Origin of the sequence: Paenibacillus sp. MMS20-IR301 (assembly GCF_032302195.1) — a bacterium.
Taxonomy (GTDB): domain Bacteria; phylum Bacillota; class Bacilli; order Paenibacillales; family Paenibacillaceae; genus Paenibacillus_AQ.
Window position 1 is genome coordinate 862,353 of the sequence record NZ_CP135275.1, and the last position, 25,969, is coordinate 888,321.

29 protein-coding genes are annotated in these 25,969 nt (G+C 51.1%); 19 read left to right on the forward strand and 10 right to left on the reverse strand.

The window, feature by feature from the left end; translation table 11 throughout:
* Positions 1 to 97: 97 nt before the first annotated feature.
* The 5 genes from spoIVB to LOS79_RS03565 all read left to right on the forward strand — a co-directional run bounded on the left by spoIVB (position 98) and on the right by LOS79_RS03565 (position 5,270).
* On the forward strand, positions 98 to 1,237 hold the full coding sequence (gene spoIVB / locus LOS79_RS03545) for a SpoIVB peptidase (RefSeq protein WP_315416335.1): 1,140 nt from the start codon (positions 98 to 100) through the stop codon (positions 1,235 to 1,237).
* A gap of 195 nt (positions 1,238 to 1,432) precedes the next feature.
* A complete protein-coding gene (spo0A, locus tag LOS79_RS03550; RefSeq protein ID WP_315416337.1) occupies positions 1,433 to 2,260 on the forward strand; it encodes a sporulation transcription factor Spo0A in 828 nt (275 codons plus the stop codon).
* 197 nt (positions 2,261 to 2,457) lie between these two features.
* The gene (locus tag LOS79_RS03555) at positions 2,458 to 3,603 is read left to right on the forward strand and encodes an AraC family transcriptional regulator (protein WP_315416339.1); all 1,146 of its coding nucleotides are present in this window, start codon (positions 2,458 to 2,460) and stop codon (positions 3,601 to 3,603) included.
* Positions 3,604 to 3,714: 111 nt separating this feature from the next.
* Entirely contained in the window at positions 3,715 to 4,692 is a 978-nt protein-coding gene (locus LOS79_RS03560) for an ABC transporter substrate-binding protein (RefSeq protein WP_315416341.1), read from the forward strand.
* A complete protein-coding gene (locus LOS79_RS03565) occupies positions 4,689 to 5,270 on the forward strand; it encodes a nitroreductase family protein (RefSeq protein ID WP_315416342.1) in 582 nt (193 codons plus the stop codon). Before LOS79_RS03560 ends, LOS79_RS03565 begins: the two co-directional genes overlap by 4 nt.
* Before the next feature lie 70 nt (positions 5,271 to 5,340).
* Here LOS79_RS03565 and LOS79_RS03570 read toward each other — a convergent pair whose 3' ends face one another.
* Both LOS79_RS03570 and LOS79_RS03575 read right to left on the reverse strand, forming a co-directional pair.
* The gene (locus LOS79_RS03570; protein WP_315416343.1) at positions 5,341 to 6,189 is read right to left on the reverse strand and encodes a FlxA-like family protein; all 849 of its coding nucleotides are present in this window, start codon (positions 6,187 to 6,189) and stop codon (positions 5,341 to 5,343) included.
* Between the two features lie 148 nt (positions 6,190 to 6,337).
* Positions 6,338 to 6,709: a hypothetical protein gene (locus tag LOS79_RS03575; protein ID WP_315416345.1), complete on the reverse strand. Its 372-nt coding sequence runs from the start codon at positions 6,707 to 6,709 to the stop codon at positions 6,338 to 6,340.
* A gap of 246 nt (positions 6,710 to 6,955) precedes the next feature.
* Here LOS79_RS03575 and LOS79_RS03580 point away from each other — a divergent pair, with 246 nt between their 5' ends.
* The gene (locus LOS79_RS03580; RefSeq protein ID WP_315416347.1) at positions 6,956 to 7,639 is read left to right on the forward strand and encodes a helix-turn-helix domain-containing protein; all 684 of its coding nucleotides are present in this window, start codon (positions 6,956 to 6,958) and stop codon (positions 7,637 to 7,639) included.
* Positions 7,640 to 7,759: 120 nt separating this feature from the next.
* Entirely contained in the window at positions 7,760 to 8,068 is a 309-nt protein-coding gene (locus LOS79_RS03585; RefSeq protein WP_315416348.1) for a hypothetical protein, read from the forward strand.
* Between the two features lie 130 nt (positions 8,069 to 8,198).
* On the opposite strand, the gene sda is transcribed toward LOS79_RS03585, so the two are convergent.
* The 4 genes from sda to LOS79_RS03600 all read right to left on the reverse strand — a co-directional run bounded on the left by sda (position 8,199) and on the right by LOS79_RS03600 (position 10,289).
* Positions 8,199 to 8,378, reverse strand: coding sequence for a sporulation histidine kinase inhibitor Sda (sda, locus tag LOS79_RS03590; RefSeq protein ID WP_315416349.1), 180 nt, complete (start codon positions 8,376 to 8,378; stop codon positions 8,199 to 8,201).
* A gap of 261 nt (positions 8,379 to 8,639) precedes the next feature.
* Positions 8,640 to 8,975, reverse strand: coding sequence for a LytTR family DNA-binding domain-containing protein (locus LOS79_RS03595; protein ID WP_315416350.1), 336 nt, complete (start codon positions 8,973 to 8,975; stop codon positions 8,640 to 8,642).
* 143 nt (positions 8,976 to 9,118) lie between these two features.
* The gene (locus LOS79_RS33025; RefSeq protein WP_397386730.1) at positions 9,119 to 9,649 is read right to left on the reverse strand and encodes an accessory gene regulator ArgB-like protein; all 531 of its coding nucleotides are present in this window, start codon (positions 9,647 to 9,649) and stop codon (positions 9,119 to 9,121) included.
* Positions 9,618 to 10,289: a hypothetical protein gene (locus tag LOS79_RS03600; RefSeq protein ID WP_315416351.1), complete on the reverse strand. Its 672-nt coding sequence runs from the start codon at positions 10,287 to 10,289 to the stop codon at positions 9,618 to 9,620. Before LOS79_RS03600 ends, LOS79_RS33025 begins: the two co-directional genes overlap by 32 nt.
* A gap of 130 nt (positions 10,290 to 10,419) precedes the next feature.
* Here LOS79_RS03600 and LOS79_RS03605 point away from each other — a divergent pair, with 130 nt between their 5' ends.
* Positions 10,420 to 10,938: a DinB family protein gene (locus LOS79_RS03605; RefSeq protein ID WP_315416352.1), complete on the forward strand. Its 519-nt coding sequence runs from the start codon at positions 10,420 to 10,422 to the stop codon at positions 10,936 to 10,938.
* 40 nt (positions 10,939 to 10,978) lie between these two features.
* On the forward strand, positions 10,979 to 11,233 hold the full coding sequence (locus LOS79_RS03610) for a hypothetical protein (protein ID WP_315416354.1): 255 nt from the start codon (positions 10,979 to 10,981) through the stop codon (positions 11,231 to 11,233).
* A 77-nt stretch (positions 11,234 to 11,310) separates the two neighbouring features.
* Here the strand turns inward: LOS79_RS03610 and LOS79_RS03615 are convergent, their stop codons facing one another.
* On the reverse strand, positions 11,311 to 11,880 hold the full coding sequence (locus LOS79_RS03615) for a thymidine kinase (protein ID WP_315416355.1): 570 nt from the start codon (positions 11,878 to 11,880) through the stop codon (positions 11,311 to 11,313).
* A 218-nt stretch (positions 11,881 to 12,098) separates the two neighbouring features.
* Here LOS79_RS03615 and LOS79_RS03620 point away from each other — a divergent pair, with 218 nt between their 5' ends.
* Genes LOS79_RS03620 through LOS79_RS03630 form a run of 3 tightly spaced genes read left to right on the forward strand, consistent with a single transcriptional unit; the run spans position 12,099 to position 15,900 of the window.
* A complete protein-coding gene (locus LOS79_RS03620; RefSeq protein ID WP_315416356.1) occupies positions 12,099 to 12,308 on the forward strand; it encodes a hypothetical protein in 210 nt (69 codons plus the stop codon).
* An 18-nt stretch (positions 12,309 to 12,326) separates the two neighbouring features.
* Entirely contained in the window at positions 12,327 to 14,075 is a 1,749-nt protein-coding gene (locus tag LOS79_RS03625) for an ABC transporter ATP-binding protein (RefSeq protein WP_315416357.1), read from the forward strand.
* Positions 14,056 to 15,900 (forward strand): ABC transporter ATP-binding protein, encoded by a 1,845-nt coding sequence (locus tag LOS79_RS03630; RefSeq protein WP_315416358.1) that lies wholly within the window; start codon positions 14,056 to 14,058, stop codon positions 15,898 to 15,900. Before LOS79_RS03625 ends, LOS79_RS03630 begins: the two co-directional genes overlap by 20 nt.
* A 109-nt stretch (positions 15,901 to 16,009) precedes the next feature.
* Here the strand turns inward: LOS79_RS03630 and LOS79_RS03635 are convergent, their stop codons facing one another.
* Positions 16,010 to 16,321: a DUF2627 domain-containing protein gene (locus LOS79_RS03635; RefSeq protein ID WP_315421962.1), complete on the reverse strand. Its 312-nt coding sequence runs from the start codon at positions 16,319 to 16,321 to the stop codon at positions 16,010 to 16,012.
* A 167-nt stretch (positions 16,322 to 16,488) separates the two neighbouring features.
* On the opposite strand from LOS79_RS03635, the gene lpdA reads away from it, so the two are divergent.
* From lpdA to LOS79_RS03655, 4 genes are all read left to right on the forward strand, one after another.
* Positions 16,489 to 17,910, forward strand: a complete 1,422-nt coding sequence (lpdA, locus tag LOS79_RS03640; protein WP_315416359.1) for a dihydrolipoyl dehydrogenase — start codon at positions 16,489 to 16,491, stop codon at positions 17,908 to 17,910.
* Positions 17,911 to 18,190: 280 nt separating this feature from the next.
* A complete protein-coding gene (locus LOS79_RS03645) occupies positions 18,191 to 19,222 on the forward strand; it encodes a thiamine pyrophosphate-dependent dehydrogenase E1 component subunit alpha (protein WP_315416360.1) in 1,032 nt (343 codons plus the stop codon).
* Positions 19,223 to 19,225: 3 nt separating this feature from the next.
* Positions 19,226 to 20,212, forward strand: a complete 987-nt coding sequence (locus LOS79_RS03650; RefSeq protein ID WP_315416361.1) for an alpha-ketoacid dehydrogenase subunit beta — start codon at positions 19,226 to 19,228, stop codon at positions 20,210 to 20,212.
* Positions 20,213 to 20,766: 554 nt separating this feature from the next.
* Entirely contained in the window at positions 20,767 to 22,323 is a 1,557-nt protein-coding gene (locus LOS79_RS03655; protein WP_315416362.1) for a dihydrolipoamide acetyltransferase family protein, read from the forward strand.
* A 112-nt stretch (positions 22,324 to 22,435) separates the two neighbouring features.
* On the opposite strand, the gene prli42 is transcribed toward LOS79_RS03655, so the two are convergent.
* Entirely contained in the window at positions 22,436 to 22,537 is a 102-nt protein-coding gene (gene prli42 / locus LOS79_RS03660) for a stressosome-associated protein Prli42 (RefSeq protein WP_315416364.1), read from the reverse strand.
* A 97-nt stretch (positions 22,538 to 22,634) separates the two neighbouring features.
* Here prli42 and LOS79_RS03665 point away from each other — a divergent pair, with 97 nt between their 5' ends.
* A complete protein-coding gene (locus tag LOS79_RS03665; RefSeq protein WP_315416365.1) occupies positions 22,635 to 23,762 on the forward strand; it encodes a M20/M25/M40 family metallo-hydrolase in 1,128 nt (375 codons plus the stop codon).
* Positions 23,763 to 23,926: 164 nt separating this feature from the next.
* Here LOS79_RS03665 and LOS79_RS03670 read toward each other — a convergent pair whose 3' ends face one another.
* The gene (locus LOS79_RS03670; RefSeq protein ID WP_315416366.1) at positions 23,927 to 24,100 is read right to left on the reverse strand and encodes a hypothetical protein; all 174 of its coding nucleotides are present in this window, start codon (positions 24,098 to 24,100) and stop codon (positions 23,927 to 23,929) included.
* Between the two features lie 77 nt (positions 24,101 to 24,177).
* On the opposite strand from LOS79_RS03670, the gene LOS79_RS03675 reads away from it, so the two are divergent.
* Positions 24,178 to 24,750 (forward strand): NUDIX domain-containing protein, encoded by a 573-nt coding sequence (locus LOS79_RS03675; RefSeq protein WP_315416367.1) that lies wholly within the window; start codon positions 24,178 to 24,180, stop codon positions 24,748 to 24,750.
* Positions 24,741 to 25,940, forward strand: a complete 1,200-nt coding sequence (locus tag LOS79_RS03680) for an endonuclease Q family protein (protein ID WP_315416369.1) — start codon at positions 24,741 to 24,743, stop codon at positions 25,938 to 25,940. Before LOS79_RS03675 ends, LOS79_RS03680 begins: the two co-directional genes overlap by 10 nt.
* The last annotated feature ends 29 nt before the right edge of the window (positions 25,941 to 25,969 follow it).

The window sequence follows — 25,969 nt, forward strand, 5'->3', positions numbered from 1 at the left end:
AGTAATAAAAGCCTGGGGGCAAGGTTATCTTATAGGTACGCAATTGGCGACCACCTTTTTCGTCAAGCGAAAGAAGCAAAAGGGAGCGTGACAGCCATTGAAGCCGAACCTCAGGAAGTTAATACCCGGCCTTTTATTTGCCTTCTTTCTCAGCTTAACAGGCATAACGGGACCCGTTCAGACCTATGCAGCACCGCTGGAGCATCAGCCGCCTAGTGCGGTCAAGGCTAAGGGGAATGACAAAGAGCTTAAGGTGATCCCCGGAGGCCAGACGATTGGTGTGAAGGTGAAGTCTGCAGGCGTGCTGGTTGTTGGTCATCATCTGGTCGAAGTATCGGAGCAGTCCAAGCTTTCTCCTGGTGAGAACAGCGGACTGATGCCCGGTGATCTGATGATTTCCATTAATGGCGTGAAGCTGGACGAGGTATCCAAAGTAGCTAAGCTGGTGGAGCATGCCGGAAAAAGCAATGATTCATTAAGCATCGTGTACAAACGTGCAGGCAAAGAGCATACAGCACAGCTTAAGCCTGCCTATGACCGTCATGACAAGGTATGGAGGCTCGGGCTCTACATCCGCGATTCAGCCGCAGGGGTGGGGACTCTGACGTTCTATGCGCCTAAAGAGGGTGTATATGGGGCACTGGGGCATGTCATTACTGATATGAACACCGGTACGCCCATCGTTGTCGGCAGCGGGCATATCGTGCAGTCCAGCGTAACCTCCATCTCGAAAAGCCAGGACGGTGATCCCGGGGAGAAGCGTGCTCATTTCCTTAAGGAAAGCCAGGTGCTCGGGAATGTGGAGAGTAATACGGATTTCGGAATTTTCGGCAAAATGACACGCAACCCGGAGCATAGCCTGTACCAGGAGCCGATACCGGTGGCGATGAGCAGTGAGGTTAAGGAAGGCCCGGCCCAGATTCTGACGGTAGTTGACGGCCAGCAGGTGGAGCGTTTCAATGTGGAGATCATTCATGTGGCCCGGCAGGAGACTCCGGCGACCAAGGGGATGGTTCTGCGCATTACGGATTCAAGGCTGATTGATAAAACCGGCGGCATTGTCCAGGGAATGAGCGGCAGTCCAATCGTCCAGGACGGGCGTCTCATCGGTGCAGTTACCCATGTATTCGTCAACGATCCCAAGTCCGGATACGGGTGTTTCATTGAATGGATGCTCAAGGATTCCGGTGTAGTCTGGCAAAATGATTTGCTTCCATATAATCTTAAGGCGGTCTAGCCTTAAGATTTTTTTGTCGAAGCCCAGCGATTTACATCGAAACTTGAAGCAAAATATTTAATTATAAATCAACGTTCAAAAAAAATAAAGAAAAATAATTTTCGACAGAAGGATATTTAACTCTCATGTCGAAAGCTTAAGGGAGGGAAGATGAATGCTATTACTTTAGCGGTTTAAATAAGGAGGAAGCAGCCAGTGCAGAATATTGAAGTGTTGTTGGCCGATGATAACAGGGAGTTCACTAATTTGCTTGCCGAGTACATTACCGAACAGGAAGATATGACCGTAACGGGCATCGCCTATAATGGTGAAGAAGTGCTTCAAATGCTGAGCGGGGCACGTAAAATTCCCGATGTGCTGATCCTGGATATCATTATGCCGCATCTGGACGGTCTCGGCGTCCTGGAACGTCTGCGGGATATGGATCTGAATCCGCAGCCGAAGATCATTATGCTGACCGCTTTCGGCCAGGAGAACATTACGCAGCGGGCTGTTCAGCTGGGAGCATCTTATTATATATTGAAGCCGTTCGATATGGAGGTTCTGGCCAGCCGCGTGCGTCAGCTGGTAGGTACTCAGGGCAGCATGAGCACATCGTCCGGTATGTCCGGGATGTCCGGCTATTCGTCTGCCAGATCATCCAGCAATGTGGTGCCGCTCTCCAAAGGCAAGAACCTGGATGCCAATATTACTTCCATCATTCATGAAATCGGTGTACCTGCACATATTAAAGGGTATCAGTACCTGCGTGAAGCGATCACGATGGTCTATAACAATATTGAGATCCTTGGCGCGATCACGAAGACTCTTTACCCGGCAATCGCCGAGAAATTCAAAACCACGCCTTCCCGAGTGGAGCGGGCAATCCGCCATGCCATCGAAGTTGCCTGGACCCGTGGTAACATCGACAGCATCTCCCACCTGTTCGGCTATACAATTAATATCTCCAAATCCAAGCCAACGAATTCGGAATTCATTGCCATGGTAGCCGACAAGCTGCGGATTGAGCATAAGGTGTCTTGAAAGGGTTAGGATCAGGATACGTGAAGGGGTAAGCTTAAATTTCATAAAAGTGTATAAACGGCACTCCCTTTCCAGATTATCTTATCCGGGAAGGGAGTGTTTTGCTGCAACTGAATGCTGGGGATACTCACTAATCTTTATGCTATACTAGTGGATGAGAATTATTCTCACAATAAGCAGTGATAGCAGGTGAAGCAATGGGAAACCAGCATATTAAGCAGGCGATTGCACATATTAAAGAGCACTTGAATCAGACCCTTAGCCGTTCGGAACTGGCAGCTGTTGCAGGGATTGACCCGGATCATTTCTCCCGTATGTTCAAGAAATACACCGGACTCAGTCCAACTGACTATATCACTCAGCTGCGTATGGAAAGAGCCAAAGCTTTGCTAATTGCAAATTCGCTTTCCATTAAGGAAGTGGCCCGCCATGCAGGGTATGAGGACCCTTATCATTTCAGCCGCCGGTTCAAACAGGTTGTAGGTGTGGCTCCTTCAGTATATATGCGTTCTCCTGAGCTCAGAATAGTTGCTCTTGACGGATACGGACATTGTCTGGCACTGGGCGTTGTTCCGGTGGCAGCAGATTCTGCGGTAGTTGGACAAATGGTGCCCTGGAACAGCGAACTGGTGGAGGATTTGTCCCTCCCTGGGCAGTCCGGCATTGATATGAAGCATCTGGCCGCATTGAAGCCCGATGTTATTATTGCCATGAACCGTGACAATCACCAGGAGCTGGCTTCGATTGCCCCTGTCCTGAATATAAATGTGCTGGATGATCCTATTTATGTTCAATTAAGGCAAATTGCTGCTTTTCTCGGAAAAGAGAAGGGGGCCGAGGATTGGATTAAGGAATATGAGGATACCTGCCGTACATTAAGAGCCCGATTAGCCGGAATAGGCAAAAGCAGGGTCGCGGTATTAAGGGTAAGAGAGCAGCTGCTTCAAATTTATGGTATGCAAAACATGGGGTACCCGCTCTACCACTCCCTCCAGCTGATTCCCCCTGAGCGTATTGAGCTGCAGTCCGTGTGTAATATTCACTTTCATTCCAGCGCTATTTGCATGGAAGAAATACCTTATTACGAAGCAGATTATTTATTTGTTGTGACACAGCCTGATGAAGGGGGGCGGCAGAGATGGACAGAATGCTGCGCCTCTCCTCATTTTCAATCCTTCTCAGCAATGCTTACCGGCCAGGTCTATGAACTTGATGTCAATTGCTGGCTTGCTTATGATCCTATATCAATCCGTAATCAGATGGAGGAGGCGGCCGGTTTGCTGCTGCAGGGATTAAAGCGCCGGAATCATCCATCCCTTGCGCAACAATCAGCCATGGAGTAATCCCAGTGGAATGATTAGAATATTAAATGATATTAATAATCATTATCACAAATTGGGGAGGATCATATGTATTTGCGGAATTCAATACGAAAACATGGTTTTATCGTTATTATGCTGTTAGGACTGGCGCTGGTGACGTCTGCATGCGGGGGGAATAAACCAAAGGAATCAGCTAATCAGCCGCCTCAGACCAACCCGCAGCAGGAACTCAAAGCGGAGGTGCAGGTTCAGACCAAAATCGTTGTAGACGATTTGAACAGAGAAATGGAGATACCTCTTACTCCCCAGAGGATTGTGGCAGGTGAGTTTGCTGCCGAGCTTCTCAGGCTGGGAATCAAGCCGGTTGCCTCAGGCGATAACGGATTTAAGGTTATATATACACTTGATGAGATGGAAGGCGTGGAACAGATCGGAGATCCGCCAAATCCGGAAAAGATATTGGAGCTTAATCCCGATCTTGTGGTCGCTCCGACCATTTTTCAGGAGATTTACCCGGAACAAATGGAGCAGATCACTCAGATTGCACCCGTATTTTACCTCTCATTTGACCAGGATCCCATTTATGGGATCTTCACTAAACTAGGGAAGCTGGTCGGCCAAACGGAGAAAGCGGAGGCATGGATTGCCGGATACGAACAAGAGGCCGAGCTTGCGCGTGAGCAGTTGAAATCAGTCATTGGTGATGAAACCGTATCTATCTTCCGTGTTGAGAAGGGCCGCCTGCGGATTTATTTAAACCGGAATTTTGCCGGATATATGCTGCGCACCAGTCTGCAACTGCCTGCACCTAAGGCTGTTGCTGCTGAAATTGAGAAGAATCCCAACAGCTCGGCCGTAGAGATATCCTTGGAAAAGCTTCCTGAATATGCGGGTGATCATCTGTTTGTGATTGTGCGGGAGGAAGGCGATGACCGGAAGGCCTTTGAGGAGATTGAGAAATCAGGTTTATGGAACAGCCTGGAAGCGGTCAAGAATGGGAAAGTGCATTTCCTGGAAACCAATAAATATTACGGATCGGACATCGTTACCATTCAGGAAACAATGAAGGAAGCGGTAGAACTGCTTACTTCCGCTGAAACTGTAAAATGAAATTAAATCATACGGGTGATACAAACACTGATTTGGTTTCCGTAATCCGGGAGAGAAGAACGATCAGAGATTTTAATGGACAGCCCTTAGAGCGGGAGGTGCTGTTGGATATTTTAGAGAACGCAGTGTGGGCTCCGTTTCACGGCAGAAGGGAGCCTTGGCGTTTCATTCTCTTTACTGCAGGCGGCAGGGCACGTTTTGCCGATGCTGTAATGGATACCTATTCGCCGGAACTGGCTGACAAGTGGAGCAGATGGGCGCGCAAGCAATATTGCGAACTAATCCAAGCACACCTGTTAGTAGTCATAGAGGCGGATCCACGCCAAAAATATTGGGAAGACGCATTTTCCGCCGCCTCGGCATTAATCCAGAACATTCAACTGCTTGCCTGGGAAAAACATGTGGGAACCGTCTGGAAAACGAATGAATGGAACCTGGACCCGGCCTTCTACATGAAAGCAGGAATACAGTCTCATGAGCGGATTGTCGGGACACTTCATCTGGGCTACTTTGACAAGACTCCGAAACCGAAAGCCAGAACACCAGTTAAAGATTTATTGACGGAGTTTACTGAATAATTAAACAAATACAAAAAGCGCTCAGCCCTGATAGGTGGAGTGCTTTTTGTTCTCCTAATGAGATTCTTACCTACACTAAAATATCTATCGACGGTGAAGCAGAGGGAGAGCCGGATGCTGAAGCAGAGGGAGAGCCGGATGCTGAAGCAGATGTGTTTTCTGTAGCAGCTGTTTCGCCGGAGCCGCTTTGATCTTTATTTTTTGATGATTTATGTATTTCCCCAGTTTTTTCCTCAGCAGGAGATAGTGAACCTGGAACATTCTTGGTCTTAACTGATGTTTCGCTGCTCTCATTCAGTTCCGATACTAAGTCTCCAATCTTGCTGTCGATCCCGCGGACAGTGGACTTAATATCCAGAATTTGCTCCCGTTTGCCTTGCAATACAACACGCTCTGCGTTCTCCAGCATCATTGGCCTGCCAACGTCATTTGTAGGGTTAAAGGCCAAACGGTCCCGCTCTGTCTTGATCTCGCTTTGGATAGGGTTAATTTCACGTTCAAGCCGCTTGCCTAGTTGTACAAGTTTCCCTAACTGGTCGTACGTGGTGCTGTTTTTGATTAACGCTCCCATCGACTCAGCGCTGATGTCTGTAGTAGGAACTGCATTTGCCTGCTTTTTTGGAGCTTCCTTCTGTTCGATTTTGCTGTTCTCGATTTTTTCCTGCATTACCTCGGCTCTAATCTGTGCGATTTGGGCATCAATTTCCTGAATCGATGACTTTAAAGATTGAACCCGCTCCTGCTTCAGCTTTTTATCCATATTCTCATTGGATCTGACGGTCTCTATCTGTTCATTCAGCCTGGACTTCTGGTCGAGCAGACCCTGAATTTCTTTGTCCCGGGAATTGGTCTTGAACTGGTGACTGGCAGAGGAAATGGGACTAATGAATTGAGACGAAGTTGAAGAAATGGATGACACAAGAATACCTCCTAAGAAAGATATAAATTACCATATATAAGTTATATCGGTTGCTGTCAGAATGGAGATAAGCGGCTATCTTCTTTTCATGCTATAAAAAAAGATCCCAGGCCAGTTACGGCCGGGGATCGCAGCGTTGCAATTGATCTTAGTTAAGTGACTGCTTAGACAAGTTAGTCAGGTAGGCATCTGCTTCTTCATAGGTTGGGTAATGTACAGCAAATTTACCAAACAACCGTTTCATTTGCATTTTCCAGACCGGGGAATCGGCAACGTACACCCAGCCGCCAACACCTGCAGCAACGGCAAGATCGCCGGTAGGAGCAAGCATAGCTGCTACGTTCGGGGAGAGCACGGTCGGTGAGCCTGTAACATCAGTCACGCCGGTGAAACCCGGCTGCAGTTTTTTTAGTGCATTTTCGAAATCAGCTATGTATCCAGGTACATCACCTTCGGTGAGACCGTAAGCTCTAACAATGACCTGATTTTTAGCTACGTTTACTTCCATGGTGTAAGACATGATAATTTCCTCCAGATAGGGTTTTATTAGTACACGGATTATTATCGGATAATAATGTATAGGAATTGAGAGAATAAGGTAAAGAGTTCGGCTGCGTTCTCAGTTATGGGAATTAACGACATTAGCTGGCTTAGAGTCCCAAAAATATGCTTGTTTGTATGAAAAATATTAATGAATCTTGCTGCAACATCTAAAGAATTTACACAAATAATTGTTATTATGAAACACAAATTGTTATCCTGTGTTATGATAGATGTAGAGGTGGCTCCTATGTACGATTTCGATAACTATCCCGACGAGCTGGGGAATTTCATCCGGCACTTCAGAAAAGCCCGTGGTCTAACCTTAAGAGGGCTTGAAGAGAAGAGCGGCATCAGCTATTCACAGCTCAGCAAGATTGAACGGGGAGAGAGTATTCCGCTTAAGGATAACCTGGACAAGATTATTGAAGCCCTTGGTGGAGATCTTAAGAACCGGATGTATCATTTGGCGGACTATATGCCTGACATTGAATACATTAATTCGCTGAAGCAGGGTTATAAGCTGCCGCAGCATAATCAGTCTCAGGATTACATCTATGAAACGGCATTTAACAAGCTGAAGGAATTCAGGGCCGGGGAAGACAAAGAAACGTCATATGTTTCCTTTAATTCTGACGAAGTGATCGTTTATGAAACGGAATATGGGGCAGGAATGGTAACAGAGAAGATTGAGAAATATAACCTGACCGATGTTTTGAACGACAAATTTGAAGGAAGTCTGGACAGCCTCCGCAAACAGCCGCATAAAGACCGTCAAGCCTACCTGTTTGGTGAATGGCTGCGTGAGTACATTAATGAGCTGAACGAGGAAGGCCAGGATCAGGTGATTCAAGCGTTGAAGGAATTCACCCAGTTCAAGGTGCAGCAGATCAAGGGCGTCTATAAGTGAAGAGGGGACCGGCTAAGCCTGTTGTCAAAAATGAATAATGTTGCCCTTTCTTGCAGCCATCTATTCATCTTGATCCATAAACAAACTACAAATGGTTAGACAGAAAAGGGGATAGGAAACATGAGAGTCAATATGAAGTTTACCAGCAAGGGAAAAGCAGCCATTGAGAATTTTAACAACGAAGAGCTGATGGAGATCTTTACGAGATACATCAGAACACTTACCAAGAAGTATGATATTGAAGTGGAAGTGCCGCTTGAGGTGAACCAGAACATTGTGGGCGACGGAATTATTATTGCCATGGCACAAAATGTGAAATGTGACGCGGACACCTTCTTCAAGGAGCTGGGCCGCGATATTAAGGTTCCGCTGAAGAAACGGCTTGGCGGCAAGCTGGAGAATGTATTCAAAACGGAGTTTATCGAGTAGCACCTATGGATGCACATTATGCATGAACAAACAGGAAGCCATCCCCGCATGGATTGTGGAGGATGGCTTCTTAACGTCCGGAAATGGATATCTTTTTCACTGTAGCGAAATCGTTCTTCATGAAATATAATCAGGCATCATAATGATCTGAACCTAATAGCTTGCGATCAGCGAGTACAGACCGGATAATTTCAATAAAATCAGGTGAAGCTTCGGCTTCCAGCGCCACTTCATAGATGTTTATTAATTGTTCGTCAGACAATAGCTCAAGAGATGAGGGGCGCGGAGAAGGATGAAATAAATATTCCATTGGATTCCTCCATCAGTTGTCGGGTATGCTAGCGGATAATCAGAAACGTATCTATTAAAATGAATATATACAAATGGTACCATTTGGAAGCTAATCCGTCTGCTGTCATTCGCCCTCTGAATTCTTCTTTACAAAAGCTGGGTAATATGGGATGATAATTCGTTGGTGTTTATCGATAATACTACTACAAATGAGTGTTATTAAACAAAAACAATCCCGCACCTCAGAGGTCCGGGATTGTTTTGATAATGTGGTAGTTAATTATTCAGGCATGTTCTTTTTTCGATTGGCCAGGAACTTTTTTATCCGTGGCTCATTCGATTCCGAGACATGAGCAAATTGAGCTCCATGTTGAAATGAAACAATCTTACGATCTGAATCATAGTGTTCGATGTTGCTCAGACTAACTACATTACTGCGGTCCAGGCGTTCAAATCCGTTATCCTTATAAGCTAATAACAGATCGGAAAGAGTGGTGGGGAGAACAAACTCGCCTTCTTTTGTATGGACGAATATTGTATTCTTAAAGTTGGAAAAATACAATATTTCATCTTCCTGAATATTCCGGGAAGAGCCGTCGTTTAGCAGAACACGCATGTAGTCCCCATCCTTGTATATTTACTTACGCAATTCTTTTGGAGCTTCTGGACTGTGAAATCCTAATTTCATGACAGCTGAGAAAAAGCGGGCAGAGACATTGAGGGCAGAAGAAGCATGTTTCGCTAACTGTTTTTTCATTATTAGCACCTCCTTTTCCAGGGTATAATTGTAACGGACTGGACTAGAAAAGCCAGCCCGATGACAGAGGAACCAATAAAAAAGTTTAGGCCAACTAGAATGAGAGAGATCGATTTCAGCAAGGGGTACCATTTTTTCGGTATCTGCGTATTCTTATCCGGATTTGGGGCAAATAGAAGCATTAGAATGATGCAAAGAATTGTTCCGTATAATAGCTGATTATCTGAAAGTTGAAATAAATAAGGGGTCATGCAGCAAATAAGGATCGTAACGATATTGCAAGCTGCCGCAGTCTTCAGATGTATGCCTCCTGAAAATACCCGCAACAGTGAAAGGCTTATATAAAAGATTAGCGTATCGAAGAAATTGCCTAATATGAATCCAATGCTCAGTGAAACTATAAAAGTTAAAAGGGTATTTAAGATTATGCCTAAGGAATACTTCATAATCTCGATGGAAACGGTTTCCTCTGGATTGATTCTCTTAATGGCAATTGAAATCTTAAGGGCCAAACTGTTCAAATTCGTCACCACGATTCTTTTTGTCTGATTGATACAGGTATCCGAACAAAATTAATGCATAGACTAGAGGAATGATGAAGAAAAATTTAAATAGATGTTCTGCAAAAAAAAGCATTAGCATGACAAAAATGATTGAAGGAAATGTTAGAATGAACATAAAACGCTCCCGTTTACCAATCATTATTTTTGCGTCAGGCTTATCCGGGATAAAGTCAAACCCTTTTCTTTTTTTGCTGATATAATTACTAATGATGAATGTGGCAGTGGCAGTAAGGATCTGCAATAAATAGATTCCTGTATTAATGGTAGGGTAATTAAGCTTATAAATACCTGAATAGTCAATGACTAAGTAGAGCATTGATTGGACTAACAGATAGGCCTGATAGGAAATCACTGTCATTATGAATGCATAAAAAATATGTATACGGAAAAGTAACCACAAAAAGCAAATAATAAGAATGTATTGTATTAGAATGTCTACCTCTGGTAACTGGTAAATGTTGCGAAGAGTATAGGAAAAAAAAGCCATAATAATACCTGCAAAAATAATTTCTTTAGAGTAAATATCAATCTTGAAAAGCTTAAATCCTAGGTAGAACAATGCGGAGCTTTCAATAATGGATAGAACTATAAAGAGTATAAAATCAAGCATATCTACACTCCCAAATACCAAAATATCTAATCTTGGTGGTATTATACATAATAGGATAAAATTCAACAACGGGTTTTGACACTTTCCGGCAAATAATTCTTAAAAAATGTATATTGAGAGGAGTTTTTCCATGGATCAGCGTCCAGCGCAAGACGAATACACCGAATTTCAATCGAGATACATTTCACTGGTACCGCCCGAGGGGGATTTGCGGGTCATTCTAAGAGAGCAGACTGAGCGAATTCTGGGATTACTAGGCGGGCTTACGGAAGAGCAGGGCAGCTTCCGTTATGCGCCTGAGAAGTGGAGTATCAAAGAGGTGATAGGCCATCTCATTGATAACGACCGGATTATGTCTTACCGTCTGCTATGTTTTGCGAGAGGCGAACAGGCCCAGCTGCCCGGATATGAGGAGAGCGATTACGCTGCTGCCGCAGAATATGACCGGTTCACGCTGCAGGAAGTGCTTACGCATTACCGGATTGTCCGCGAATCCACCTTGGATCTGCTCGACAGCCTGCCGGAAAATTCCTATACACGTACCGGAATGTTTAATGGAGTAGCGATGTCAGTCAGGGCACAGGCCTGCCTTATTACCGGCCATGAACTGCATCATCTGCGGATTCTTCAGGAACGGTATTTGCATTAACAGCCGCGCTGCTGAAGCGGTGGGGAAGGAGGGGATGCATATGAAAATGCTCAGAGGTATCTGGCATTTTTTCATTCCGCGGGAACGGATATTAGTGTACACCACCTTTGATCAAGGACAATACGCACGTGTTAAGGGACGCCTGGCGGCAGCGGGAGTTCCGCATCGTTCCCGGATTAACGGCGGAATGAAAGCATTGAATCAGCGTGCCCGTTATGGCGGGAAAGCCACGATTCAGTATGACCTGTACGTCAGTAAGGAAGATGAGCACCGGGCAATTCAGGCCATTCAATGAATAACGGACATCAGCAAAGAAGCATCCGGCCCGTTCAGGGCGGATGCTTCTTTGCGTTCAGGCGAAATTTATTTCGTTTACAACGGAGGATTCTTGTGGCATTTGCGGCAGACCGGGTAATAGGCTTCATTGCCCCCGATCTGGATCTGTTTGCCGCTGTAGACCGGCTTGCCGTTCTCCACCCGCAGGGCCATGGTCGCTTTCCGCTCACAGAACCAGCAGATGGTTTTCATTTCCTCAATCTTGTCAGCGTAGATCAGCATGTATTTGCTGCCTTCGAACAGATTGTTCTGGAAGTCGTTCTTCAGGCCGAAGGCCATGACCGGGATGCCCAGCTCATCCACAATCCGCACAAGCTGAAGAATGCAATCCTTCGTCAGGAACTGGCACTCGTCGATCAGAACACAGTGGGGCTTCGGCAGATTGCTGCTGACAATATTGAAGATATCCGTATTCTCATCAATAGCGATGGCCTGCTTGCGCAGTCCGATCCGGGAGGAAATATAACCGACTTCGTCACGGTCGTCCAGAGACGGGGTGAAGATGAGTACTGATTTCCCCTGCTCCTCGTAATTATGTGCAACCTTGAGAATCTCAATCGATTTCCCGCTGTTCATTGCCCCATACTTGAAAAACAACTGTGCCACGTCCATCTATCCTTTCGCTGCTAAGCTTGTATAGTATTCATTCCGAAAAATGCGACCTTCTTAGAGTATCATATTCGGGGCCGGGGTAGCCAGTGAAAACATTGCCATGCAGCTGCTTGGCTTTCTTCACTAACTATTTCCAGGTCCGGTTGTGATATAATGAACCCAATTGTGATTTTCAGCAGGAGAAACTTTGGAGCAGAAGGGAAGGCAGTCAGATGACAGACAAATTGGAGCAATATAAGGAACGGCTGGGCGTATTACAGGCGGAGGGAGGGCTTAGCCCGGATTCAGAAGCGCTGCTGGTGGAGCTGCTGGCTGAGCTGACTGAGCTTAACCGCAGCAATAAGGCACTGCGCCGGGTCATCCTGAGAACAGGACAAGGCTCAGCGATGTCAACCCGCCTGCGTGATGCGCTCTACGAATAAATAAATGGGGTATTTTCTATGAAGCTGACATTTTCTTATCTAAAAAAATATCGTGTAGCAGCCATAGCCGCGCTGGTAATGATGCTGATCGAGCTGGCAGTAGAGCTGTCCCAGCCGCTGCTGATTGCCAGGATTATCGATAACGGCATCCGGGTAAAAGATACGGGCGTGGTCTGGCTGTGGGGCGGAGTGCTGGTGGGGAGCGCGGCTGTTGCGTTTCTTGCCGGAGTGCTCAGCTCCTTTTTTGCATCGCATACCAGCCAGGGATTTGCCTTCGATCTGCGGGATAAGCTGTATGAGAAGGTGCAGTCCTTCACTTATGATATGTTTAGCCGGTTCCCTACTTCGTCTCTTATTACACGGCTGACCGGCGATGTGTCCCAGCTTCAGGATACGATCTTCATGGGGCTGCGGTTTATGACCCGCATTCCGCTGGTGGTGGTAGGCAGTGTCATTATGGCGCTGGTGGTGCATGTCAAGCTGGGTCTGCTGCTGACGGTGACGCTTCCATTTCTGGTTATTTTCATGATTTGGCTGATGCGCCGTGCCTCGGAGCTGTTCCGCAATGTGCAGAACCGTCTCGACGGGGTCAACGGTGTCATTCAGGAGAATCTGACGGGTATCCGGCTGATTCGTGTATTCGTGCGTATGAGCCATGAGATAGGCCGGTTTGCTGCCATCAGCGGGGACCTGATGAAATCAACGGTTACTGCGCTGCGGCTGACGGAGACCTCCACACCGTTCATTATGATCATCGTAAATGCGGGAATCTTGGCTGTATTATGGTTCGGCCGGATCGAGATTTCCGCTGGGGATGCAACGCTGGGGCAGACGGTTGCGGTCATTAATTACTCGCTGCGCACCATGGGAGCGTTATCAGCGCTGTCCTGGATTATGGTGAGCTTCTCGCGCGCCCGGGCTTCTTCGGTACGTATTACTGAAGTGATGTCGGCAAGCGAAGGCCCGGGAGAGCTGGGCAGAGTGACCGCGAACGGTAATCCGCCAGCACAGGCTGTTCAGGGAAAGATAGAATTCCAGCAGGTCAGCTTCAGCTATCCCGGCAGTGAGCTTAAGGTACTGGAGGATATCTCCTTCACCGTGCAGACGGGTGAACGGGTGGCTATTATGGGAGCAACCGGCTCAGGCAAATCCTCGCTGGTCGCCCTGATTCCGCGCTTATACGAATGCGGCAGCGGTATTATCCGCGTGGACGGGGTAAATCATGCGGAGATGAATATACAGGCTCTGCGGGGGGCTATTGGATATGTGCCGCAGGAGGTGCTGCTATTCACCGGCTCAATCCGTGAGAATATCGCCTGGGGGAACGTGCAGGCGAGTCAGGCGGACATTGAGCAGGCGGCAGCCGCCGCCCAGATTCATACGACGGTGACTGCACTGCCGCAGGGTTACGATACCCAGCTCGGGCAACGCGGAGTTAACCTGTCGGGCGGACAGAAGCAGCGCCTGACCATTGCCCGGGCACTGGTGCGCAGGCCGGCGGTTCTGATTCTGGATGACAGTACCAGTGCGCTTGATGCGGTGACTGAGGGGCTTTTGCTGGCGGAACTGAAGTCCATGTCCTGCACCACTTTCATGATTACTCAGAAGATTAGCTCCACCGCCTCGGCGGATCTTATTCTGCTGCTGGACGAAGGCCGGCTGATTGCCCGGGGGACCCATGCCGAACTGATGGACCATTCCCTGCTGTACCGCAAAATTTATCAATCGCAGACAGAGGAGGCGCAGCATGTTCAAAGCACTGATTGAGCCGTTCCGCTATCCGAAGCTGGATGTAGGTCACGGGAAAGCCAAAATCTTCGGTGCCATGGGCAGCCGCAAGCCCAAGGCACAGGCCAAGAACTGGTCAGGCACACTGGGCCGGATCTGGAGTTACCTCGCCGAACGCAGGGCTAAGCTGGTACTGGTGCTGTTCATGGTTCTGCTAAGCTCAGGCTTGTCGCTCCTTGGACCTTACCTGATCAGCCGCGCAGTGGACGATTACCTGGGAGGCGCCGGGGGTAGAACATGGGGCATTTTCCTGCTGGTGCTGGCTTGTGTCTACCTGCTGAATTCTCTGGTCTCCTGGCTGCAGAATATCTGGATGATCGGAATCGCCCAGGAGACGGTTTACCGGATGCGTACAGATCTGTTCGCACATCTGCACCGCCTGCCGATCTCGTTCTTCAACCGCAGGCAGCAGGGTGAGATTATGAGCCGGCTGACCAATGATATTGAGAATATCAGCTCGACGCTGAACAGCTCGGCGATTCAGATTTTCTCCAGTGTCCTGACGCTGCTGGGGACAGTCGGTGTAATGCTGTGGCTCAGTCCGCTGCTGACACTGCTGACCTTCATTGTCGTGCCGCTGATGATGCTGGGCATGCGCTGGATTACCCGGCGGACCGGCCCGCTGTTTAAGGAGCGGCAGCGCAATATGGGGGAGCTGAACGGCTACATTGAAGAAACCTTGTCCGGTCAGCGGATTATCAAGGCTTTCTCACAGGAGGAGCGGGTGATTGCCGGCTTCAGAGAACGCAATAGACGCATCATGCTGTCGGGATATTGGGCACAATCGATTTCGGGCTTCATTCCTAAGCTGATGAACGGTCTGAACAATCTGAGCTTTGCCATCGTGGCCGGAGTAGGAGGGCTGCTTGCAATCCGTGGACTCGTAACGGTAGGGGTGATTATCGCCTTCGCCGAATATGCCCGGCAATTCACCCGTCCGCTGAATGATCTGGCGAACCAGTGGAACACGCTGCTGTCGGCTATCGCCGGTGCGGAACGGGTCTTCGAGGTGCTGGACGAAGAGACGGAAGCCCGTGACGAGGGGGAAGCGGTTGCCTTGCAGCAGGTGGACGGTGCGGTGAAATTCTCGGGAGTGTCGTTCTCTTATGACGGAGGCGAAGAGACACTTCAGAATATCTCGTTTGAAGCGAAGCCTGGAGAGATGATTGCGCTGGTAGGACCGACGGGTGCGGGCAAAACTACGCTGATCGGCCTGCTCTCCCGCTTCTATGATCCGGGCAAGGGAAGCATTACACTGGACGGCAGAGAGCTCTCCACAGTCACCCGCGAAAGCCTGCGCAGTCATATGGCGTTCGTGCTGCAGGATTCCTTTCTGTTTAAAGGAACGATCCGTGACAATATCCGCTACGGGCGGCTGGATGCTACTGACGAAGAGGTGGAGGAGGCTGCCAAGCTGGCTAATGCCCATGCCTTCATCATGAGGCTGCAGGGCGGTTATGACCGGATGCTGTCTGTAGACGGCAGCGGTATCAGCCAGGGGCAGAAGCAGCTGCTTGCCATTGCCCGGGCCATTCTGGCAAACCCGTCTATGCTGGTGCTGGATGAAGCGACGAGCAGTATTGACACTGTGACCGAGATCAAGATTCAGGAGGGGCTGCAGGCGCTGATGCGCGGGCGGACAAGCTTCGTGATTGCCCACCGGCTCGGCACAATCCGTGCTGCCGACCGCATCCTGGTGCTTGAAGGCGGCCGGCTGATCCAGCAGGGCTCGCATGAGGAGCTGCTCCGGGCAGGCGGCTTGTATCGTGAACTGGTGCAGGGCGGCCGGGGGGCTGCGCAGTAGGGCTGAAGATAATGGAAGCTGTGCGGCATGAATTATAATAAATAGGGGTGTCTCAGCAGCCGTAACACTATGGCCTGAGGCACCCCTGTTAATTGTCAGACACTGTAGTTTAAGGCAATGCCTCGGCTTCGGTTGCGGGAGGCTGCTGGGCCTGCTGCTTCTCCTTGAAGCGCGGTCCTACATAGTTCTTCTTGCGGTCGCGGGTCAGAATCCAGCCGCCGAGGAAGCTCATGCCTGCCAGGAACAGCAATAAGCCGCCGCCGAAATGCAGCCAGGCGAAATCCGGCACAGCGGAGTCATCCCCATGCATTGCGAAATAGCTGAAGAGCTCATCCTTCATCATCAGGAAGCCTTTCATGGCGAGCAGGCCGGGAATCACCAGGATAAGGATGGCAATAAACCGTGAAATGAGCAGTTTCATCATCGTCGCTCCTCTCCGCAGCACTTTGAATTCATTCATATGATAACGCTTTAACTGGCAAAAGTCCATGGATACATGACGTTTGTAAGTTTTGTATTAGGTGCGAAAGAGAGTACAATGTAATAGGTTATAAGGAACTTATGAGTAATGACTGGAGGATACATATCATGACAATTAACTGTGACGTGGCAATACTTGGCGGCGGGACCGGCGGTTATGTCGCCGCGATCCGCGCTGCGCAGCTGGGTAAATCCGTCGTAATCATAGAAATGGACAAGCTGGGCGGAACCTGCCTGCACCGCGGCTGCATCCCGAGCAAATCGCTCCTGCGCAGCGCCGAGGTATATGCTGAAATCAAGGAAAGCGAAAGCTACGGTATAGAGACTGCCGGCGTACAGCTGGTTTTTCCCAAAGTACAGGGACGCAAGGAAGCGGTCGTAGAGCAGCTGCACCAGGGTGTGCAGTATCTGATGAAGAAGAATAAAATTCAGGTTGTAAAGGGCAAAGGACGGATCATCGGTCCTTCGATCTTCTCTCCGCGCAGCGGGGCAGTGGCTGTGGAGCTGGAGGACGGCGAGATGGAGACTGTGGTTTCGGGCAATCTGATCGTCGCAACCGGATCACGCCCGCGTGTTCTGCCGGGTCTCGTACCGGACGGGAAATCCATTCTGAGCAGTGAAGAGGCACTGGCGCTTGAAGAGCTTCCGGCATCGATCATTATTGTCGGCGGCGGAGTCATCGGAGTAGAGTGGGCCTCGATGCTGGCTGATTTTGGCGTGGAGGTAACGGTTGTAGAGGCTGCTGGCCAGCTGCTGCCGCAGGAGGATGAAGAGATTGCCCGTGAACTGCTGCGCCTGCTCAAGAAACGCGGAGTAAAAGTGTTAACTGGAGCAACAGTTGACGCTGAGACCTGTGTGATTACGGATTCTGGCGTCACCATCGAAGCCCGTAAGGGCGGGCAGAGCGAGAGCCTGGCGGCGGATAAGCTGCTTGTTTCTGTAGGACGTGTGGCGAATATAGAGAATATTGGACTGGAAAATACCGATATCCGCTTCGATAAAGGGATTATCGAAGTGAATGCCAACATGCAGACCGGAGAGCCGCATATTTATGCCATTGGCGACTGCATCGGCGGATTGCAGCTGGCCCATGCCGCCAGCCACGAGGGGATCCGGGCGGTCAATCATCTGGCAGGTGAAGCGCTTCATCCGTACCATACCCATCTTGTTCCCCGCTGTGTCTATACACGGCCGGAGGTAGCCAGTACAGGGTATACCGAAAGAGAAGCGAAGGCGCTCGGACATGAGACGGTGACCGGGAAGTTCCCGTTCTCCGCTATCGGCAAAGCGATCGTCTATGGTATGAAGGACGGTTTCGTTAAAGTGGTCGCAGATGCCAAGAGCGGAGATATTCTCGGCGTGCAGATGATTGGTCCGCATGTGACAGACCTGATTGGTGAAGCTGCGCTGGCACAGGTGCTGGATGCTACACCGTGGGAGGTCAGCGAGTCCATTCATGCCCATCCTACGCTGTCGGAGATCATCGGCGAGGCGATGCTGGCGGTTGATGGAAGAGCAATCGGATTCTAATTAAAGGATGCAGGGCCCTTAATATATGCCGGACGGAGCTGAAGATGCGTGATGCGCGTAATCAGCTTCATACCGGCTGTATTAGTTTGTACGGGGAACCTGCACAGAGTCCGGGTCAGCTCCCATGTTAATTCACCGCTTTACAGGGATGTTTGGGCGTTTCTTTTTGGCAGGAAAGGGATTATAATGAACTGGAAGAGGATTTAGTACCTGGTTTTAAGATCAGGGCATATATTGTTATAAAACTATGCTTACAAAACTTTTAGGAGGTACCTCTTATATGGAATCCCAAGGTACTGTAGAAACCGTTAACAGACATAAGCAGCTTGGACTCAGTGACGGCCAGGTTATCGATATGTACAGATTGATGCAGCTTGGCCGGAAGTATGATGAGCGCAGTCTGCTGCTGCAGCGCGCAGGCAAGATCAACTTCCATGTCTCCGGTATCGGCCAGGAGGCGGCACAGGTTGCTGCGGCATTTGCGCTTGACCGCGAGAACGATTATTTCCTGCCGTATTACCGCGACTATGCATTTGTACTGTCAGTAGGAATGACTACCCGTGAGCTGATGCTGTCCGTGTTCGCCAAGGCGGAAGACCCTAACAGCGGCGGCCGGCAGATGCCGGGCCACTTCGGCAGCAAACGGCTGCGTATCGTCACCGGCTCCAGTCCGGTAACCACCCAGGTCCCGCATGCTGTAGGCATCGCCCTGGCAGCCAAGATGCAGCAGAAAAAGTTCGTTTCCTTTGTCACGTTCGGTGAAGGCTCCAGTAACCAGGGGGATTTCCATGAGGCGTGTAATTTTGCCGGAGTGAATAAGCTGCCTGTAATCATTTTTTGCCAGAACAATCAGTACGCCATCTCTGTTCCTGTTCATAAGCAGCTTGGCGGCAAGGTCAGTGACCGTGCGCTTGGCTACGGCTTCCCGGGCTACCGGGTAGACGGCAATGATCCGCTTGAGGTCTACCGCGTGGTGAAGGAAGCACGGGAGCGCGCGCTTGCCGGAGAAGGGCCTACACTGATCGAAGCGATGATGTACCGCCTGTCGCCGCATTCCACTTCAGATAATGATATGGCGTACCGGACCAAGGAAGAAGTTGAGGAGAATTGGAAAAAAGACGGCATCGCCGCCTTCCGTACCTACCTGACCGGGCTGGGCCTGTGGAGCGACGAGCAGGAAAGTGACTTGGCTGCTGAGTATAATCTCGAATTGAAAGAGGCAATCAGCTACGCCGAAAATGCACCGTACCCGAAACCGGAAGATACGCTGCTGCATGTATACGATGAATCCGGCGTCAAGGGAGGAGCATGAGTCATGGCGATGATGGAATATATTGATGCGATCCGGCTGGCAATGAAAGAAGAGATGGAGCGCGATGAGTCGGTATTCGTGCTGGGTGAGGATGTCGGCGTCAAGGGAGGCGTCTTCACGACCACTAAAGGGCTGCAGGAGCAGTTCGGGGCAGACCGTGTACTTGACACACCGCTGGCGGAGTCGGCGATTGCCGGTGTTGCCATCGGTGCGGCGATGTACGGCATGAAGCCGATTGCTGAAATGCAGTACTCCGATTTCATGCTGCCGGCCACGAACCAGATTATCAGCGAGGCGGCCAAAATCCGCTACCGTTCCAATAATGACTGGAGCTGTCCGGTTGTGATCCGCGCGCCGATCGGCGGAGGGATTTTCGGCGGACTGTATCATTCCCAGTGCCCGGAATCGATTTTCTTCGGCACTCCGGGGCTGAAGATTGTTGCGCCTTATTCGGCGGCGGATGCGAAGGGACTGCTGAAGGCCGCGGTGCGCGACCCTGATCCGGTGCTGTTCTTCGAGAACAAAAAATGCTATAAGCTGATCAAGGAAGATGTGCCGGAAGGTGACTATATTGTGCCGATCGGGGAAGCAAATCTGCTGCGTGAAGGCAGCGATATTACGGTGATCGGGTATAGCCTGCCGCTGCATTTTGCGATGCAGGCGGCGGAAGAGCTGGAGCGCGAGCAGGGAATCAGCGCGCATATCCTCGATCTGCGCACCCTGCAGCCGCTTGACCGTGAAGCGATTATTGCCGCTGCCCGCCAGACCGGCAAGGTGCTGATCGTCCACGAGGACAACAAGACCGGCGGGATTGGCGGCGAGGTGGCTGCGATCATCGCGGAGCATTGTCTGTTCGAGCTGGATGCGCCAATCTTCCGCCTGTGCGGACCCGACGTTCCGGCGATGCCGATTTCTCCGCCGATGGAGAAATTCTTCATGCTGAGCAAGGAAAAGGTCAAGGCTGAGATGCTGCGGCTTGCGCAGTACTAGGCCCGAACTGCGGAGCGGAGGCTTCTGTAGCAGGAGTAATATAAGCTCGTATAGAAATGAAACCGATAGGCGGATATTCGAACAATAGGCTGCCGGAGTAAAATGGGGCGGACGTGTGTAGTGGCTGCTCAATGCAGAATCAACATCTGATTCGTGTCTCCGGTGCAAATAACCACGGGACTTCGGGCAGCTAACTAAATTAGTTGGATTTATGACACTTATTCAATGGATATTACCGATTGTACCGTGATTAGTTGGATTTATGACACTTAATTCTGCCCGTTTTCCAAAATTCATTCATTTGAGCAGATTTAAGTGTTGTTTATCCAACTAATCCGGCAGATGCAGCGGTTTGCCAGCAAATTAGATGTCATTTTTCCACTTAAATAATTGGGCACGAGTTATAGCTTAACTTTAGTGCTTCCGGAGCCAGTTTTGTACGAAGCGGATACAGGAAGCCTATGCTTACAAAACTAAGCGGATGCTTACGAAGCCAGTTTTGTCCGAAGCTGCTGCAAGAAGCCTGTGCTTACAAAACTTTAAGGAGTGACATTATGTCTGACAATACAAAGCTGACGGATGTAATCATGCCGCAGCTGGCAGAATCGCTGGTATCGGCGACCATCGGGAAATGGCTGAAGCAGCCGGGCGACCAGATCGAGCAATATGAGCCGCTCTGCGAGCTGATCACGGATAAGGTCAACGCCGAGCTGCCGGCAACGGTAGACGGCATGCTGGTCGAGCTGCTGGCCGAGGAAGGCCAGACGGTCAGCGTGGGCGAGATCATCGCCCGCATCGCTGTAGCTGATCCTGCCGGATCAGCACCGTCCCCGGCTGCCCCGCCAGCGGCAGCCACAGCCCCTGCCGCCCCGTCAGCGGCGGCATCAACCCCGGCTGCCCCGCATGCGGCAGCCAGCAGGCCGCCGGTGCCGGCGGCTGTGGACGCGGACGCTCCGATGCGTTCGCGTTACTCTCCGGCCGTGCAGACGCTGGCCGCCGAGCACGGCATCAACCTCGCGGCCGTGCCGGGCACCGGCCTGGGCGGACGCATCACACGCAAGGATGTGCTCGCGTTCCTGGAGAGCGGCGCAGCCGGCTCTGCAGCATCCGCACCAGCACATCCAAGCTCTGCCGCCAGCTCTGCAGCATCCGCGCCAGCACATCCCGGCTCCGCAGCCAACTCTGTATCATCCGTGCCAGCACATCCCGGCTCCGCAGCCAGCTCTGCAGCATCCGCGCCAGCTGGCTCCGCCGCCTACGCGTCAGCAGCTCCCGAGCCGCTGCAGCAGCCTGTGGTGCAGGCCATCCAGGCAGAGGTCCGCGACGAGCTGCAGCCGGTGCGCCAATCCGGCCTGCATCTCAGCGAATCGCCGAAGATTCCGACGATCGAGGTGGAAGGCGGCCGGGGCAGCAGCTCGGAATATCTGATTGACGTGACGCCGATCCGTAATACGATCGCTACCCGAATGCGCCAGAGCGTCTCCGAAATTCCGCATGCCTGGACGATGATTGAGGTCGATGTAACCAATCTTGTCGTGCTGCGCAACAAGCTGAAGGATGAGTTCAAGCGCAAGGAAGGGATTAATCTGACTTACCTGGCCTTCCTGATGAAGGCGGTCGTCAGCGCAATCAAGGATTACCCGATCATGAACTCGGTCTGGGCCGTTGACAAAATCATCGTCAAACGCGACATCAACATCTCGCTTGCCGTCGGCACCGAGGATTCCGTAATGACGCCGGTGATCAAAAAAGCCGATCAGAAAAACGTCGCCGGACTGGCCCGCGAGATCGACGAGCTGGCGCAGAAGACACGCGAAGGCAAGCTGCGTCTGGACGACATGCAGGGCGGTACGTTTACCGTCAACAATACCGGCTCATTCGGCTCAATTCTGTCCTATCCGATCATCAACTATCCGCAGGCGGCGATTCTGACCTTCGAATCCATTGTCAAAAAGCCGGTCGTCATCAATGATATGATTGCTGTCCGTTCGATGGCCAATATCTGCCTGTCACTGGATCACCGCATTCTCGACGGCGTCATCAGCGGACGGTTCCTGCAGCGCGTGAAGGATAATATTGAAGGATATACGCCGGATACGAAGCTGTACTGATGAGCTGAGCCCGGCACAAATTAATCCCGCGAAGCGGGGCTTTGACTTCGAATCTTTCAAGACAAACAGCGCCCGGGGGAACCCGGACGCTGTTATTCAAGTACCGGCCGGATTAACCGGCCAGGAACGGCTCGATTACAACCAGCAGAGTAGAGCCAATTATGGCGATCAGCATAACGTAGATAAAGATGCGGAACCATTTTTTCTGTTGCATGAGTGACTCCTTTAGATTAGTTTAAGTTAGAAACGTATTCGTTAACGAACCCACTTACAACCATTGTAACTTATCCGCGAAAGAGAGGGAAGTCCAAGTGATTTCACGAGACAGATTGATCAATGAATTCATGGAGCTTGTCCGGATTGACAGCGAAACGAGAAATGAGCGGCAGATAGCCGATGTACTCAAGGACAAGTTCAGCGCACTGGGCCTGACTGCAACCGAAGATGATTCAGAGGAGCGTACAGGACACGGGGCGGGTAATTTGTTCGTGACCTGGCCTGCGGACAGCGGTACTGCCGCTCCGAAGCTGCTCTTCACCTGCCATATGGACACCGTAGTTCCCGGCCAGAGCATCAAGCCTTCCCTGGGCGAAGACGGCTGGATTACGAGCGACGGCACCACCATTCTCGGAGCAGACGACAAAGCAGGGCTTGCCGCCTTGTTCGAAGCCATCCGGGTGATCCAGGAGCAGAAGCTGCCGCACGGGCAGATCCAGTTTGTCATTACGGCAGGCGAGGAATCCGGGCTGATGGGCGCGCGCGCCATGGACCCGTCTCATCTGGATGCAGACTTTGGCTTCGCGCTGGATTCCAACGGTGAGGTAGGAGCCATTGCAATTGCTGCACCGGCACAGGCACGGGTTACCATGCAGATCTTTGGCAAATCTGCACATGCCGGAGTTAATCCGGAGGATGGCATCAGTGCGATTCAAGTGGCGAGCAAAGCAATTTCCGCGATGAAGCTGGGCCGGATCGACAATGAAACGACAGCCAACATCGGCAAATTCGCCGGCGGCGGCCCGACTAATGTAGTCTGTGACCATGTGCAGCTGGATGCGGAAGCGCGCAGTATTGTGCAGGAGAAAGTAGAATTGCAGATTGCCTCCATGCGTGAAGCGCTGGAAACGACTGCCCGTGAGCATGGCGCGCAAAGCGAGTTCCGCAGCGAAATTATTTATCCGGCGTTCAGCTTTAATGAGCATGATCCGGTGGTTCAGCTGGCAGACCGGGCCATTACCTCCCTTGGGCTGGCTACACGGCTGTTCGCCTCCGGCGGCGGCAGTGATGCCAATGTGTTCAACGGCCTGAAGGTGCCTACAGTCAATCTGGCGGTTGGGTACGAGCATATCCACACTACTAAGGAACGGATCCAAGCAGACGATATTGTCAAGGTGGCCAGTCTGGTGGTAGCTATTGTAGCTGAGAGCCAAAAGGGCTGATCCGTCAAGAAGCTGCACTGCGCCTAGGAGTCCGGGCATGCAAATGCTTGTCCACCTGCTGCGTTTAACGATAATAAGAAGGAGCTGAACCCGGGCTGGCCTGCCGGAAGACAGCTCCTTCTTATTATATTGGAACTCGAATGTTTAGGAAGAACGATGCGGCTTTATCCGGCCTTGGAAGCTTTCATCCGCGTTTCAGCCTTCAGGAGCAGGATGTAGGAGAGCGGCATGTCACGCCCATACTGCTTCATCCATCCCTCCAGTACGCCTTTAATCTGCTCCGGTTTACCTACAATAGTTACAGCGGATGAGCTTACACGGACAGGAGTCTCTTGCATGCCGGCATTCCTTCTTTCCTCTTAAGTTTGCTATAATACACCTTATGCAACCTCAAGCCAAAGGAGACCATAAATCTATGAAAAAAGATGAAATTAACCGCAACCCCGCATTGGATGAAGAAACTATTTCAACACAGCCGATATTTAGCGGGAATATTATCTCGCTGCAGGTGGATACGGTGAAGCTGCCGGATGGCAATACAGCAACCCGCGAGGTTGTGAAGCACCCTGGAGCCGTAGCAGTTCTTGCCCTGAATAACGGGAAAATGCTGGTCGTTGAGCAGTACCGCCAGCCGATGCACCGGACAGAGGTCGAGATTCCTGCAGGCAAGCTGGATAAGGGCGAAGATCCGCTGGCCGCTGCGGGCCGGGAGCTGCAGGAGGAGACCGGATTCCACAGCGGCAGCCTGAAGCTGCTGAAGTCATTTTATACCTCGCCCGGTTTCGCCGATGAAATCATTCACCTCTATGTGACAGAGGATGCGGAGGCGGGAGAGATGGCGCTGGACGAGGATGAGTTCCTGGAAGTTTCCGAGCTGACACTGGAAGAAGCCTATCAGTATATTGCAGATGGACGGATTGCCGATGCCAAAACGATGATGGCTGTCTATGCCTGGCATCTCTATACGCTGACCGGACAATGGCACTAGAGCGTAAGCTGCGCAGCTATTACTGCGATCTGCATGTGCATATCGGGCGGACCTCAGAGGGACAAGCGGTCAAAATCAGCGGCAGCCGTGATCTCACCTTCGCCGGGATTGCCAAGGAGGCAGCGGAGCGCAAGGGGATTGAGCTGATCGGCATCATTGACAGCCATTCTCCGGGCGTGCTGCGTGATATCCGCGGAGCGCTTGAGTCCGGTGAGATGACAGTTGCGGAAGGCGGCGGCATTACCTACCGGGGGACAACCATTATTCTGGGAACCGAGATTGAGATCCGCGAGCCCGGGCGCCGGGAGTGCCATGTGCTCGCCTTCATGCCGGATCTTCAGGCGATGGAGGCGTTCAGCGGCTGGATGAGCGCCCATATGCGCAATGTCAATCTCAGCTCACAGCGCCTCTATGCACCGTCCCGGACGCTCCAGGAGGAGATAACGGGCCGGGGCGGACTGCTGATTCCGGCGCATATTTTCACGCCGCACAAAGGACTGTACGGCTGTGCGGCGGAGCGGATGGCGGAATTGTTTGATCTGGAGGGCATTGCTGCAGTGGAACTGGGTCTCAGCGCCGACTCGGAGATGGCCGGGTATATTCCGGAGCTTGATCCGTACAGCTTCCTGACCAATTCCGATGCCCATTCCCTCGGTAAAATCGGCCGCGAGTATAATGTGATTGAGCTGCAGCAGCCGTCCTTCGCTGAGCTGAAGCTCGCGCTGGAACGCTCGCAAGGGCGCCGGGTCAGCGCCAACTTCGGGCTGAATCCGCGGCTCGGGAAATACCACCGCACCTATTGCGGCTGCTGCGGCAGCATTATTGACGAGGCTTACGCCACAACGGGTCGCTGTCCGTATTGCGGCAGCACGAAGCTGGTCAAAGGCGTGCTGGACCGGATCCTGGATATTGCCGGCCGGGAGCAGCCGCTCATTCCGGATCACCGTCCGCCGTACCATTACCAGGTGCCGCTGGAGTTTAATCCCGGGCTCGGCAAGCGTAAGCTGGACATGCTGCTGCAGGCTTTTGGCACAGAGATGAATATTCTGCACAAGGCGGATGAGGCGTCGCTTGCTGCAGTAGCCGGAACAGAGCTGGCGGCGCAGATTGTGCTGGCCCGGACGGGGCAGCTGATGCTCTCGGCCGGAGGCGGAGGGACATACGGCAAGGTGGTTAAGCCGCAGTCTTAGACACCTGGACGCAGCGTATGACAGTGCTT

What these genes read in the sequence shown, in the direction of transcription:
- lpdA (WP_315416359.1), top strand. Translation starts at nt 16,489, where the DNA reads ATGACAATTAACTGTGACGTGGCAATACTTGGCGGCGGGACCGGCGGT.
- LOS79_RS03600 (WP_315416351.1), bottom strand. Translation starts at nt 10,289, where the DNA reads ATGCTTGATTTTATACTCTTTATAGTTCTATCCATTATTGAAAGCTCC.
- LOS79_RS03675 (WP_315416367.1), top strand. Translation starts at nt 24,178, where the DNA reads ATGAAAAAAGATGAAATTAACCGCAACCCCGCATTGGATGAAGAAACT.
- LOS79_RS03630 (WP_315416358.1), top strand. Translation starts at nt 14,056, where the DNA reads ATGTTCAAAGCACTGATTGAGCCGTTCCGCTATCCGAAGCTGGATGTA.
- LOS79_RS03610 (WP_315416354.1), top strand. Translation starts at nt 10,979, where the DNA reads ATGAAAATGCTCAGAGGTATCTGGCATTTTTTCATTCCGCGGGAACGG.
- LOS79_RS03595 (WP_315416350.1), bottom strand. Translation starts at nt 8,975, where the DNA reads ATGCGTGTTCTGCTAAACGACGGCTCTTCCCGGAATATTCAGGAAGAT.
- LOS79_RS03565 (WP_315416342.1), top strand. Translation starts at nt 4,689, where the DNA reads ATGAAATTAAATCATACGGGTGATACAAACACTGATTTGGTTTCCGTA.
- LOS79_RS03605 (WP_315416352.1), top strand. Translation starts at nt 10,420, where the DNA reads ATGGATCAGCGTCCAGCGCAAGACGAATACACCGAATTTCAATCGAGA.
- LOS79_RS03635 (WP_315421962.1), bottom strand. Translation starts at nt 16,321, where the DNA reads ATGAAACTGCTCATTTCACGGTTTATTGCCATCCTTATCCTGGTGATT.
- LOS79_RS03585 (WP_315416348.1), top strand. Translation starts at nt 7,760, where the DNA reads ATGAGAGTCAATATGAAGTTTACCAGCAAGGGAAAAGCAGCCATTGAG.
- prli42 (WP_315416364.1), bottom strand. Translation starts at nt 22,537, where the DNA reads ATGCAACAGAAAAAATGGTTCCGCATCTTTATCTACGTTATGCTGATC.
- LOS79_RS03650 (WP_315416361.1), top strand. Translation starts at nt 19,226, where the DNA reads ATGGCGATGATGGAATATATTGATGCGATCCGGCTGGCAATGAAAGAA.
- LOS79_RS03555 (WP_315416339.1), top strand. Translation starts at nt 2,458, where the DNA reads ATGGGAAACCAGCATATTAAGCAGGCGATTGCACATATTAAAGAGCAC.
- LOS79_RS03560 (WP_315416341.1), top strand. Translation starts at nt 3,715, where the DNA reads ATGCTGTTAGGACTGGCGCTGGTGACGTCTGCATGCGGGGGGAATAAA.
- LOS79_RS03645 (WP_315416360.1), top strand. Translation starts at nt 18,191, where the DNA reads ATGGAATCCCAAGGTACTGTAGAAACCGTTAACAGACATAAGCAGCTT.
- LOS79_RS03670 (WP_315416366.1), bottom strand. Translation starts at nt 24,100, where the DNA reads ATGCAAGAGACTCCTGTCCGTGTAAGCTCATCCGCTGTAACTATTGTA.
- sda (WP_315416349.1), bottom strand. Translation starts at nt 8,378, where the DNA reads ATGGAATATTTATTTCATCCTTCTCCGCGCCCCTCATCTCTTGAGCTA.
- LOS79_RS03575 (WP_315416345.1), bottom strand. Translation starts at nt 6,709, where the DNA reads ATGTCTTACACCATGGAAGTAAACGTAGCTAAAAATCAGGTCATTGTT.
- LOS79_RS03655 (WP_315416362.1), top strand. Translation starts at nt 20,767, where the DNA reads ATGTCTGACAATACAAAGCTGACGGATGTAATCATGCCGCAGCTGGCA.
- LOS79_RS03620 (WP_315416356.1), top strand. Translation starts at nt 12,099, where the DNA reads ATGACAGACAAATTGGAGCAATATAAGGAACGGCTGGGCGTATTACAG.
- LOS79_RS03625 (WP_315416357.1), top strand. Translation starts at nt 12,327, where the DNA reads ATGAAGCTGACATTTTCTTATCTAAAAAAATATCGTGTAGCAGCCATA.
- LOS79_RS03680 (WP_315416369.1), top strand. Translation starts at nt 24,741, where the DNA reads ATGGCACTAGAGCGTAAGCTGCGCAGCTATTACTGCGATCTGCATGTG.
- LOS79_RS03580 (WP_315416347.1), top strand. Translation starts at nt 6,956, where the DNA reads ATGATAGATGTAGAGGTGGCTCCTATGTACGATTTCGATAACTATCCC.